The sequence below is a fragment of the Streptomyces sp. NRRL F-5650 genome (assembly GCF_000721365.1).
Taxonomy (GTDB): domain Bacteria; phylum Actinomycetota; class Actinomycetes; order Streptomycetales; family Streptomycetaceae; genus Streptomyces; species Streptomyces ardesiacus.
The window spans coordinates 18,714-31,917 of sequence record NZ_JOGV01000075.1 but is presented as its reverse complement, the minus strand read 5'-3'; the positions used below and the strand labels follow the sequence as shown (position 1 = coordinate 31,917).

3 protein-coding genes are annotated in these 13,204 nt (G+C 75.9%); all 3 read right to left on the bottom strand.

The features are described 5' to 3' along the window. Positions 1–1,310, bottom strand: a 1,310-nt coding sequence (locus IG88_RS0136370; RefSeq protein WP_420712117.1) for a beta-ketoacyl synthase N-terminal-like domain-containing protein, incomplete at its 3' end; no start/stop codon positions are given. A 102-nt stretch (positions 1,311–1,412) separates the two neighbouring features. After that, positions 1,413–5,510: an SDR family NAD(P)-dependent oxidoreductase gene (locus IG88_RS44750; RefSeq protein ID WP_420712118.1), complete on the bottom strand. Its 4,098-nt coding sequence runs from the start codon at positions 5,508–5,510 to the stop codon at positions 1,413–1,415. Beyond that, a complete protein-coding gene (locus IG88_RS39550) occupies positions 5,423–13,204 on the bottom strand; it encodes a type I polyketide synthase (protein WP_051852205.1) in 7,782 nt (2,593 codons plus the stop codon). Before IG88_RS39550 ends, IG88_RS44750 begins: the two co-directional genes overlap by 88 nt.

Genomic DNA, 13,204 nt, shown 5'->3' with positions numbered 1-13,204 from the left:
CACTCCCGCGCCTCGGTCAGCAACTCCACCGCACCCGCCGACCAGTCCACCTCAGGCGTCGGCTCGTCCACATGCAGCGTCTTCGGCATCAGGCGGTGCTGGAGCGCGAGGGTGGCCTTGATGACGCCGGAGATGCCGGCGGCGGCCTGGGTGTGGCCGATGTTCGACTTGAGGGTGCCGAGCCACAGGGGCCGGCCGGCGGGGCGGTCCTGGCCGTAGGTGGCCAGCAGCGCCTCGGCCTCGATGGGGTCGCCGAGAGTCGTACCGGTGCCGTGCGCCTCCACCATGTCCACGTCGGCCGGGGTCAGGCCCGCGTTGGCCAGGGCGGCGCGGATGACGCGCTGCTGGGAGGGCCCGTTGGGGGCGCTCAGGCCGTTGGAGGCGCCGTCCTGGTTGACCGCCGATCCTCGGATCACCGCCAGGACCGGGTTGCCGTCGCGGAGCGCGTCGGAGAGGCGCTGGACGGCGACCACGCCCGCACCCTCGCCCCAGCCGGTGCCGTCGGCGGCGGCGGCGAACGCCTTGCAGCGGCCGTCGCCGGCCGAGCCGCCGGTCGCGGAGAACTCGGCGAAGATGGACGGGGTGACCAGGACCAGGACGCCGCCGGCGAGGGCGAGGTCGCACTCGCCGGTGCGCAGCGACTTGACGGCGAGGTGCAGGGCGACGAGGGAGGACGAGCAGGCGGTGTCGACGGTGACCGCGGGGCCTTCCAGGCCCAGGACGTAGGAGACGCGGCCGGACAGGACGCTGCCGGGGGCCCCGGTGAGGGCGTAACCGCCCGCGCCCTCGGCCGAGTTCATGACCAGCGCGCCGTACTCCTGGGGGGCGCCGCCGATGAAGACGCCGGTGCGGCTGCCCTTGAGCGAACCGGGGTCGATGCCGGCCCGCTCGATCGCCTCCCAGGAGGTCTCCAGCAGCAGCCGCTGCTGCGGGTCCATCGCCATGGCCTCGCGCGGCGAGATGCGGAAGAAGTCGGGGTCGAAGTGTCCGGCGTCGTGGAGGAAGGCGCCGGTACGGGCCGTGGGGACGTCCCAGGTCTCCCAGCCCCGGTCGGTGGGGAAGCCGGACATGGCGTCGCGGCCCTCGGTCACCAGCCGCCAGAGGCCGTCCGTGTCGTGCACTCCACCGGGGTAGCGGCAGCCGATGCCGACGATCGCGACGGGTTCCGCGGAGGCGGCGCTGAGCCGCTGGTTCTGCTGCCGCAGCCGCTCGTTCTCCACCAGCGAAGCCCGCAGCGCGTCGACGATCTCCGACATGGAACCGCTCATGCTCAACTCCCACTCACGTGTTTCGTCACTGCGCACGGACATGCCTGTTGGCAGGCTATGAGGCCGGGACGTGGGTCCCGGCCCCAGTTCTGGACCACGGACACCCCTAAGTTCCGGGCCGGTTGGACGGGTAGGGGCAGGGGTTCAGGACAGGCCGAACTCGTCGTCGAGCAGGGAGACGAGTTCCTCGGCGCTCGCCGATTCGAGGTCCGCGTCGCTTGCCGGGCGGTCGGCGGCGGACTCCTCCAGGGTGGCCAGGAGGACGCGCAGCCGGGTGGCCAGCGCTCCCCGGTCCTCGGTGGTGCCGCGGTCCGAGGAGCGGACGGCGGTCTCCAGGTCCCGCAGGGCGAGCAGGGCGGGGTCGCTGGCGGGGGGCGGGTCGAGTGCGATGCCGTCCAGCAGTTCGGCGGCCAGGGCCCTCGGGGTGGGGTGGTCGAAGACAAGGGTGGCGGGAAGCCGTACCCCGGTGAGGACGCTGAGGCGGTTGCGGAGATCGACGGCCATCAGGGAGTCGAATCCGAGGCTCTTGAACGCCCTGGTGACCGGGACGGCGTCCGTGGAGGGCAGGGCGAGGACGGCGGCGACCTCGGCACGGACGACGTCCTCCAGGGCGCCTGCCCGGTCGTCCGGCGACAGGGGGCGCAGCCGTTCGCGCAGTCCGGCGAGGCCGGTGGCCGCCCCGGTGGTGCGGGTGACCGGCCGGGGTGCCAGGGCGCGCAGCGGCGTGGGCAGGACGGCCCGGTCGGCGGCGGACAGTCCGACGGGTTCGAAGTGGAAGGGCAGCAGGACGGGTTCGTCGTCGGCGTGGGCGGTGTCGAAGAGGGCGAGTCCCTCCTGCGGGGTGAGGGGGCGCAGGCCCGAGCGGGCGATGCGTCCGAGGTCCGCGGTGGAGAGCTGGGCGGTCATGCCGGCGCCGCTCTCCCAGGGGCCCCAGGCGAGCGAGAGGGCGGGCAGGCCGTCGGCGCGGCGCCGCCGGCACAGGGCGTCGAGGTAGGCGTTGGCCGCGGCGTAGGCGGACTGGCCGCCGCCGCCGAGGGTTCCGGCGAGGGAGGAGCAGATCACGAAGGCGCGCACTCCGAGGGGGGTGGTCAGGTGGTGGAGGTGCGTGGCGGCGTCGGTCTTGGGCCGCAGGACGCGGTCGGCCTGTTCGGTGGTGAGGGTGGCCAGCATGCCGTCGTCGACGACCCCGGCGGCGTGTACGACGGCGGTCAGGGGGGCGGCGGCCGGGACGGTGTCGAGTACGGCGGCCAGGGCGTCGCGGTCGGCGGCGTCGCAGGCGGCGACCCGGACGTCGGCTCCCGCTCCGGTCAGTTCGCGGCACAGGTCGGCCATGCCGGGGGTGTCGGCGCCGCGGCGGCCGAGGAGCAGGAGGTGGCGGACGCCGTGGGTGTGGACGAGGTGCCGGGCGAGGAGGCCGCCGACCATGCCGCCCGCGCCGGTGACGAGCGTGGTGCCGTCGACGGGCCAGGCGGCGCCGGTTCCGGGGACGCCGGCCGGGCCGGGGGCCGGGGCGGGCGGGGTGTGCCGGGTGAGAGCCGGTACGAGGGTGTGGTCGCCGCGGATCGCGAACTGGTCGGGTTCGGTGCTCTCCGGGCCGGCCGGGAGCGGCAGCCGGGCGAGGTCGTCGAGGGTGGTGTCGGTGTCGAGGTCGGCCAGGACCAGTTGGCCGGTGTGTTCGAGCTGGACGCTGCGGGCCAGGCCCCACAGCGCGGCGTGGGCCAGGTCGCGTACTCCCTCGCCGGGCCGGGCCTCGACGCCGCCTCGGGTGCACAGGACGAGCCGGCTCTTGACGAGGTGTTCGTCCTCCGTCCAGGCGCGCAGGGTGTCCAGGACCGTGTGGACGGCGGTGCGTACGGCGTCCGGGTCGGCGTCGGGGGTGGTGGGGGCGCAGGGCAGCAGGACCAGCTCGGGGGCGGGGGCGCCCTCGGCGAGGTGCCGGCGCAGGGCCGTGAGGTCCGGGTAGTGGCCGGTGTCGGGGTCCTGGGGTGCGTCGGGGCCGACGACGGCCCGGCGGACGGCCGGGGTGCCGGTGGCCTCGGGCCGGGGCGCGGCTGTCCAGTCGAGGCGGAACAGGGAGGAGGCGGCGGCGCCCAGTTGGCCGCGGGAGACGGCGCGCAGGCTCAGGCCGCCGACCGAGGTGAGGGGCTGTCCGTCGCCGTCCCAGAGGGTGGCGGTCACCTCGTCGGTGCCGGACGCGGGAGTGAGCCGGATGCGGCAGGCGGTGGCTCCGGGGACGGGCACGGTGACGTTCCGCCAGGCGAAGGGGAGGAAGGGACCGGTGCCGGGGGCCGCGGAGGGCAGGAGCGCCAGGGTGTGCAGGGCGGCGTCCAGCAGGGCGGGGTGGACGCCGAAGGCGTGGGCGTCGTCGGTGGCCGCATCGGGCAGGGCGGCGTCGGCGTACACCTCGCCGTTCAGCAGCCAGGCCCGGGTCAGGCCCTGGAAGACGGGGCCGTAGGCGGTGCCGGCGGTGGCCAGGCGGGCGTAGAGGTCGTCGAGTGCGACGGGTTCGGCGCCCTGGGGCGGCCAGAGGGCGGGCGGGTCGGCGGGGCGGGGTGGGGCGGTGGTGAGCTGTCCTTCGGCGTGCCGGGTCCACTCGGCGGCGCCGGGGGCGCGGGAGTAGACGGCGACGGGCCTGCGGTCGCCGCCGGTGGCGGGGTCGGCTTCGGTGGTGGGGTCGCCGGCGGCGCCGACGACGACCTGGACGGTGACGGCGCCCTGTTCGGGCAGCGGGAGCGGGCTGTGCACGACGAGTTCGTCGACGTGTCCGGCGCCGAGTCGGTGGCCCGCCCACTGAGCGAGTTCGAGGAAGCCGGTGCCGGGGAAGAGGGCGGTGTCCAGGATGCGGTGGTCGGCGAGCCAGGGCTGGGCGGCGAGGGACAGTTCGCCGGTGAAGAGGGTGTCGCCGCCGGCGGCGGAGCGGACCATGGCGCCGAGCAGGGGGTGTCCGGTGCCGTCCAGGCCGGCCGAGGAGAGGTCGCCGCGTTCGGTGGCGGACCCGGCGGGCCAGTAGGACGTCCGCTGGAAGGCGTAGGTCGGCAGGTCCACCGGCCGGGCCCCGGTGCCGTCGAAGACCGCCTCCCAGCGCACGGGGACGCCGTGGACGTGGGCGCGGGCCAGGGCGGCGAGGAGGGTTTCCGGTTCGGGTCCGGTGCGGCGCAGCAGGGCGGTGCACACGCCCGCGGGGGCGGTGTCCAGGCAGTCCTCCGTCATCGTGGTCAGCGTGGCGTCGGGGCCCAGTTCGACGAAGGAGGTGACGCCGGCGTCGGTGAGGGCGGCGACGCCGTCGGCGAACCGGACGGTGTGCCGGGCGTGCCGTACCCAGTACTGCGGGTCGGCGTACTCGTCGGCGCCGAGGACGGCTCCGGTGAGGTTGGAGACGACGGGGATGCGGGGTGCGGTGAAGGTCAGTCCGGCGACCACGGTGGCGAACTCGTCGAGCACGGGGGCCATCAGCGGTGAGTGGAAGGCGTGGCTGACGGCGAGCCGCCGGGTGCGCCGGTCCTGTCCGGCGAAGTGCTCCTCCAGGGCGTCCACTGCCGCCGCGGCACCGGAGAGGACCACGGAGCGGGGGCCGTTGACGGCGGCGACGTCCACGGCGTCGGCGTGTTCGCAGGAGACCGCGGTGAGCGCGGCGGCGGCTTCGGCTTCCGTGGCCTGGACGGCCAGCATGGCCCCGCCTTCGGGCAGGGCCTGCATGAGGCGGCCCCGGGCGGCCACGAGCCGGCAGGCGTCGGGGAGGTCCAGGGCGCCCGCCGCGTGGACGGCGGCGATCTCGCCGACGGAGTGCCCGAGGAGGTAGTCGGGGACCACGCCCCAGGACTCCAGCAGTTGGAAGAGGGCCACTTCGAGGGCGAACAGCGCGGGCTGGGTGAGCGCGGTCCGGTCGAGTACGGCGGCCTCGGCGGTGAACACGGTGTCGCGGAGCGGCCTGCCGAGCAGAGGGTCGAGGTGGGCGCAGACCTCGTCGAAGGCGCGGGCGAACACGGGGAACGCGGCGTACAGGTCGCGTCCCATGCCCGGCCGCTGGGCGCCCTGTCCGGCGAACAGCAGGGCGAGGCCGCCCTCGCCCGCGGTGCCGTGCACCACCGTGCCGGGGGTGCGGCCGGCCGCGAACTCGGCGAGCGCGGCCAGTCCCTCCTCGCGGTCGGTGACGGTCAGCGCGGCCCGGTGTTCCAGGGCGGTGCGGCCGGTGGCGAGGGTGTGGCCGATGTCGGTGACGGTGTCCCCGGGCCGGTCGCGCAGGTGGGTGAGCAGGGCCGCCGCCTGGGCGCGCAGGGCCGGTTCGTCGTGACCGGACAGCAGCCGAGGATGACGTGGGCGTTGGTGCCGCTGACGCCGAAGGAGGAGACGGCGGCGCGGCGCGGGCGGCCGGTGTCGGGCCACTCCCGGGTCTCGGTGAGCAGTTCGACGGCGCCGGACGACCAGTCGACGTGCGGGGTCGGCTCGTCGACGTGGAGGGTGCGGGGCAGTACCGCGTGCCGTAGTGCCTGCACGGTCTTGATCACGCCGCCGATGCCGGCGGCGGCCTGGCTGTGGCCGATGTTGGACTTCAGGGAGCCCAGGAGCAGCGGGGCGGCGCCGTCGCGGTCCTGGCCGTAGGTGGCCAGGACGGCCTGGGCCTCGATGGGGTCGCCCAGGGTGGTGCCGGTGCCGTGTGCCTCGACGGCGTCGATGTCGCGGGGGGCGAGACCGGCGCGTTCGAGCGCCTGCCGGATGACCCGCTGCTGGGAGGGCCCGCTGGGGGCGGTCAGGCCGTTGGAGGCGCCGTCCTGGTTGACGGCGCTGCCCCGCAGGACGGCGAGTACGCGGTGTCCGCGGCGCCGGGCGTCGGACAGCCGTTCCACCAGGACGACGCCGGTGCCCTCGGCCCAGCCGGTGCCGTCGGCGGCGCCGGCGAACGCCTTGCAGCGGCCGTCGGGTGCGAGTCCGCCCTGCTTGGCGAAGTCGTCGAAGAGGAAGGGGCTGGTCATCACGGCGACACCGCCGGCCAGAGCCAGGTCGCAGTCGCCGTCGCGCAGGGACTGGGCGGCGGTGTGCAGGGCGACCAGGGAGGAGGAGCAGGCGGTGTCGACGGTCACCGCGGGGCCCTCGAGTCCGAGGACGTAGGCCACGCGTCCGGAGACGACGCTGGCGGAGGCCCCGGTGACGCCGTAGCCGGCCAGGGCCTGGGATCCGCGCGGGAAGAGGCCGGTGTAACCGGAGGCGGCGGCGCCGACGAAGACGCCGGTGCGGGTGCCGCGCAGGGAGCCGGGTGCGATGCCGGCGCGTTCCAGCGCCTCCCAGGACGTCTCCAGCAGCAGCCGCTGCTGGGGGTCCATGGTGAGGGCCTCGCGGGGGGAGATGCCGAAGAAGGCGGCGTCGAAGTCGGCGACGTGGTCCAGGAATCCGCCCTGCTGGGGCACGCCGCCGTCGGCGGACGGCCCGCTGGTCCAGTTGCGGTCGGCGGGGAAGCCGGAGACGGCGTCCCGCTCGTCGAGGACGAGGTTCCACAGGTCGTCGGGCGAGGTGACCCCGCCCGGGTAGCGGCAGGCCATGCCGACGATCGCGAGGGGTTCGTCGTCGGTGCGGGACCCGGCGGGCACCGGCCCCGCCCCGGTGGCGGCGGGTGTCGCGGGTTCGTCCGGACCACCGAGGAGTTCGGCGGCGAGGAAGTCGGCGAGGGCGCCGGGGGTGGGGTGGTCGAAGACGACGGTGACGGGCAGCCGGAAGCCGACGGCTGCGGTGAGCCGGTTGCGGAACTCCACGGCGGTCAGCGAGTCGAAGCCCAGCTCGCGGAAGGGTGCCGTGGAGCCGACCGCCTCGGGGTCGGCGTGTCCGAGGACGGTGGCGGCGTGGGAGCGCACCAACTGGAGCAGGATGCGCATCCGTTCCGTGCCGGTGAGCGGCGCCAGGCGTTCGCGCAGCGAGCCCCCCTCGGACCGGGGTCCGCGGTGGCCGCTCCTGCGGGCCGGGGCGGGTGCCAGGGCCCGCATGACGGGCGGGACGCGGCCGGCGGAGCCGGCGAGGGCGGCCGGGTCGAGTTTGGCGGGTACGAGCTGGGCGTGGCCGGTGCGGCAGGCGAGGTCGAAGACGTCCAGGCCCTCCTCGCCGGTCATCGGCACGACGCCGCCGCGGCTCATGCGCCGCAGGTCGCGGTCCTCTAGGTGGCCGGACATCTCGCTGCGCTGCTCCCAGAACCCCCAGGCCAGGGAGAGGCCGGGCAGCCCCTGGGCGCGCCGGTGCGCGGCCAGGGCGTCGAGCATCACGTTGGCGGCCGCGTAGTTGCCCTGCCCGGGGGCGCCCAGGGTGCCGGCCAGGGAGGAGAACAGCACGAAGGCGCCCAGGCCGAGGTCGCGGGTGAGTTCGTGCAGGTTGAGCGCGCCGTCCACCTTGGGGCGCAGGACGGCCCTGGTCCGCTCGGGAGTGAGGGATTCCAGCAGGCCGTCGTCGAGGGCGCCGGCGGTGTGCAGGACGGCGGTCAGCGGCCGGTCCTCGGGGATGCCGGCGAGGAGCGCGGCCAGCTTGTCGCGGTCGGCGACGTCGCATGCGGCGAGGGTGACGCGAGCGCCGGCCGCGGTCAGTTCCGCGGCGAGGTCGGCCGCGCCGGGTGCGTCCGGTCCGCGGCGGCTGGTCAGCAGGAGGCTGGTGACGCCGTGCCGGGCGACCAGGTGGCGGGCGAGGAGGGCGCCGAGGGTGCCGGTGCCGCCGGTGATCAGGACGGTGCCGTGGGCGGGGAAGGGGTCTGCGGGGACGGTGAGCACGGCCTTGCCGACGAGGGCGGCCCGGCTCAGGGCCCGGAAGGCGGCGGGCGCCTCGCGCACGTCCCAGGTGGTGATGTGCGGCGGGCGCAGGACGCCGTCGGCGAACAGCGGGGCGAGCGCGGTCAGCATCTCGTGGAGGCGGTCGGGTCCGGCCTCGGGCAGGTCGTACGCCCGGTAGGTGACGCCCGGGTGGGCGGCGGCCACCTCTTCGGGTTCGCGTTTGTCGGTCTTGCCCATCTCCAGGAAGTGTCCGCCGCGGGGCAGCAGCCGCAGTCCCGCGTCGACGAACTCCCCGGCCAGGCAGTCCAGGACGACGTCCATGCCGCGGCCGTCGGTGACCCGGAGGAACTCCTGCTCGAAGTCGAGGGTGCGCGAGTTGGCGATGTGCGCGTCGTCCAGTCCGGCGGCGCGCAGGGCGTCCCACTTTCCGGGGCTGGCCGTGGCATAGACCTCGGCGCCCAGGTGGCGGGCGAGCTGGACGGCGGCGCTGCCGACGCCGCCGGCCGCGGCGTGGATGAGTACGCGCCGGCCGGGGCGCAGCCCGCCGAGGTCGACGAGCCCGTAGTAGGCGGTCAGGTAGGCGACGCAGACGGCGGCGGCCTCTTCGAAGGTCCAGCCGTCGGGTATGCGGTGCAGGGTGCGTTCGTCGGCGACGGTGACCGGGCCGAAGACTTCCGTGGACAGGCCGAATACCCGGTCGCCGACCCGGTGGTGGGTGACCTCGGGCCCCACCTCGGTGACGACGCCGGCGATCTCGCCGCCGAGGCCGGTGAGTCCGGGGACCAGGTCGAGTGCGACGACCACGTCCTTGAAGTTGATGCCGGCGGCGCGCACGCCGATCCGTACCTGGCGCGGCTCCAGGGGTTCGAGGACGTCCGGGCAGGGGACCGCGGCCAGGCCCTGGAGGGTGCCGGGCCGGGTGTTCTCCAGGCGCCAGGCGCTGTGGCCGGCCGGCGGCACGACGGCGCCGGCCGCGTCCCAGCGGGCCAGCCCGGGGGTGCGCGGCGCGCCGGCCCGCAGGGCGAGCTGCTCCTCGTCCAGGGCGAGGGCGGCGGCGAGCGCCCGGGCGGACTCGGTGCTGCCGTCGAGGTCGACGAGGCCGAAGCGGCCGGGGTGTTCGTTCTGCGCCGAGCGCAGCAGGCCCCACACTCCGGCGGCGGCGAGATCGCTCACGTCCTCGCCCGGTGCGGAGGCCACGGCGCCGCGGGTGACCACGACGAGCCGGCTGTCGTCGAGACGGTTGTCGGCCAGCCACGCCTGGAGCAGGGCGAGGGTGTCGACGACGGCCTCGCCCGGGTCCCGGCCCGGGGTGCCGGACACGGGCAGCACGGCGGTGACGGCACTGCGGCCGGCGGCGGCCAGGTCGGCGAGTTCCCCGACGCCGGCGACGCAGGAGGCGTCGGGCAGGGCGGAGCCGGCGCCCAGCGGGTCGGGGCCGAGCACCACGGTCCGGGGGGCGGGTCCCGCCTCACGGGCGGGCGGGGTGCGCCAGTCGAGCCGGTAGAGGGCGTCGGTGCGGGCGGTGCCGAGCGCGGCGCCGGTCATCCGGCGCACGACGAGGGAGTCGGCCGTGACGACGGGCTCCCCCGCCTCGTCGGCGAGCGTCACGGCGACCTCGTCCGCGCCGCGCCGGGTCAGCCGTACCCGCAGGCGGGTGCAGCCGGTGGCGTGCAGGCGCACCCCGGCCCAGGAGAAGGGCATGCCGACGCCGCCGCCGTCGTCGCCGTCCCAGGTGAACATGGCGTGCAGGGCGGCGTCGAAGAGCGCCGGGTGCAGGCCGAAGCGTCCGGCGGCGGAGGTCTGGTCGTCGGGGAGGGCCGCCTCGGCGTACACCTCACCGTCCAGGTGCCACACCCGGCGCAGGCCGCGGAACTCGGGGCCGTACTCGTAGCCGGCTTCGGCCATCCGCTCGTACATCCCGGAGATGTCCACCGCCCGGGCGCCCTCGGGCGGCCAGGCCCCGGCGAGGGGGGTGCCGTCGTCGCCGTCGGGCTGGGCGGCGAGCAGACCGGTGGCGTGCCGGGTCCAGGGGGCGTCGGCCGGCGCGTCCTCGGGCCGTGAGTAGACGCCGACCGGTCGCGCGCCCGTCTCGTCGGCCGGCTCGACCTGGGCCTGGACGACGGTGGCGACGCCGTCGGGCAGGACGAGCGGGGTGTGCAGGGTCAGTTCCTCGACGCGGCCGCAGCCGACCTGGTCGCCGGCGAGCACGGCCAGCTCCACGAAGCCGGTGCCCGGGAAGATCACCCGGCCGGACACGCCGTGCGCGGCTAGCCAGCCCTGGGTGCGCGGGGAGAGGCGGCCGGTGAGCACGGCGCCGTCGCCGTCGGCCATCCGGACCAGGGCACCCAGCAGCGGGTGGTCGACCGAGGACAGGCCGGCGGAGGTGACGTCCCCGGTGCGGGCGGTGCCCTCGGCCCAGTACCGGGAGCGCTGGAAGGCGTAGGTGGGCAGATCCACCCGGCGGGCGCCGGTGCCCGCGAAGAACGCGGTCCAGTCGACCCGTACGCCGCCGAGGTGGGCCTTGGCCAGGGAGGCCGCGATGCGGCCGAGGCCGCCCTCGTCGCGGCGCAGGGACTCCACGACGACGCCGGGTGCCGCGGTGTCGTCGACGGTCTGCTCGACGGCCATGGCCAGCACCGGGTGCGGGCTGGACTCGACGAACGCGGTGTGGCCCTCGGCGAGCAGGGTGCGGACGACGGGTTCGAAGAGCACCGGCGCGCGCGTGTTGTCGTACCAGTAGTCGGCGTCCATGGTGGCGGTGTCCAGCAGTTCGCCGGTCACCGTGGAGTACAGCGGTACGGTGCCCGCGCGCGGCCGTACCGGTGCCAGCAGCTCCAGCAGTCGTTCGCGCAGCGGGTCGACGAGGGCGCAGTGGGTGGGCACGGTGGCGGCCACGAGCCGGGCGCGGACGTGGTCGCGGGCGCATGCGGCGACGAACTCGGACAGGGCGGCGTCGTCCCCGGCGACGGCGACGAGGCGGGGGCCGTTGACGCCGGCGACGGACAGCCGGCCGTCCCAGCGCCGCAGCCGGTCGCGGACCTCGTCGGCGGGCAGGGCCACCGAGGCGACGGCGCCCTTGCCGACCAGTGTCTCGGCGAGCAGTTGGCTGCGCAGGCAGATGACGCGGGCCGCGTCCTGGAGGCTGAGGGCGCCCGCGACGTGGGCGGCGGCGATCTCGCCCTGGGAGCTGCCGACCACGGCGTCGGGCCGGACGCCGTGGGACTGCCACAGCGCGGCCAGCGACACCATCACCGTGAACAGCACCGGCTGGACGACCTCGATGCGGTCCATGGAGGGGGCGCCGGGCTCGTCGCGCAGGACGTCGAGGAGCCGGAAGTCGGTGAACTCCTCGACGGCGGCGGCGCACTCGGCGGCCTTGGCGGCGAACACGGGCGAGGTGTCCAGGAGTTCGCGGGCCATGCCGGCCCACTGCGCGCCCTGGCCGGGGAAGACGAAGACGACCTTGCCGTCGGCGGGGGTGCCGCGCAGCACCCCTTCGGCGGGGCGGTCCTCGGCGAGCGCGTCCAGGGCGTCGAGGAAGCCCTCCCGGTCCGCGGCGAGCACCGCCGCCCGGTGTTCGAGTCCGGTGCGGGTCGTGGCGAGGGAGAGGGCCACGTCGGCGTCGGTCGGCTCGGGGCCGGCCAGCAGGTGGCCGTGGAGGGCGCGGGCCTGGGCGCGCAGGGCGGGCTCGGTGCGCGCGGACAGCACCCACGGCAGCAGCGGCGGCACGGACGCTGCGGGCGCGCCGGACGCCTCCGCGTCGCGGCCGGCCTCGGCGGTGTCCTCGGTACCCGGCGCGGCGGTGTCCTCGGCGCCGGCCTCCTCCAGGACGACGTGCGCGTTGGTTCCGCTGATGCCGAACGAGGAGACGGCGGCCCGGCGCGGGGTGCCGGTGTCGGGCCAGTCGCGGGCCCGGTCCAGGAGTTCCACCGCGCCCGAGGTCCAGTCGACGTTCGGGGTGGGTTCCCCGGCGTGCAGGGTCCGGGGCAGTATGCCGTGCCGCAGCGCCTGCACCATCTTGATCACGCCGCCGACCCCGGCCGCCGCTCCGCTGTGGCCGATGTTGGACTTGAGCGATCCGAGCCACAGCGGCCGGCCGGCGGGGCGGGCCCGGCCGTAGGTGGCCAGCAGCGCGTCCGCCTCGATCGGATCGCCGAGGCTGGTCCCGGTGCCGTGCGCCTCGACCACGTCCACGTCGGCGGGGGTGAGTCCCGCGTTGGCCAGCGCCTGGCGGATGACGCGCTGCTGCGAGGGCCCGTTGGGCGCGGTCAGCCCGTTGGAGGCACCGTCCTGGTTGACGGCGCTGCCCCGCAGCACCGCCAGGACGCGGTGGCCGAGCCGGCGGGCGTCGGAGAGCCGCTCGACGGCGAGGACGCCGACGCCCTCGCTCCAGCCGGCGCCGTCGGCCGCCGCCGAGAACGCCTTTGAACGGCCGTCGGGCGACAGGGCGCGCTGCCCGGACAGGGCCAGGTGCACGGCGGGGGTGGACAGGGTCGTCGCTCCGCCGGCCAGGGCGAGGTCGCACTCGCCGTTACGCAGGGCCTGCATGGCCAGGTGCAGGGTGACCAGGGAGGAGGAGCAGGCGGTGTCGACGGTGACGGCGGGGCCCTCCAGGCCCAGGACGTAGGAGATCCGGCCGGACAGGACGCTGTTGGAGGTGCCGGTGGCGCCGTAGCTGTCGAGCCCTTCGGGTGAGGCGGCGAGCAGGGTGCCGTAGTCCTGCTGGTTCAGGCCGGCGAAGACGCCGGTGCGGCTGCCGCGCAGTGCGTGGATGTCGAGTCCGGCATGCTCCAGCGCCTCCCAGGAGGTCTCCAGCAGCAGCCGCTGCTGGGGGTCCATGGTCTGCGCCTCGCGCGGGGAGATGCCGAAGAAGCCCGCGTCGAAGGAGGCGATGTCGTCGATGAAGCCGCCCCCGGAGGCGTAGCAGGTGCCGGGGTGGTCCGGATCGGGGTGGTGGAAGCCGTCCAGGTCCCAGCCCCGGTCGGTGGGGAAGGGCCCGATCGCGTCGGTCTCCTCGATCACCAGCCGCCACAGGTCCTCGGGGGACGCGACGCCGCCGGGGTAGCGGCAGGCCATGCCGACGACGGCGACCGGTTCGGTGCTCCTCGCCTCCGCGTCGGCCAGGCGCCGGCGGGTGCGGTGCAGATCGGCGCTGACCCGCTTGAGGTAGTCGCGCAGCTCCTGCTCGTTGGCCAT

Excerpts from the sequence above, each read along its gene's own strand:
- IG88_RS39550 (WP_051852205.1), bottom strand. The coding sequence starts at position 13,204 with ATGGCCAACGAGCAGGAGCTGCGCGACTACCTCAAGCGGGTCAGCGCC.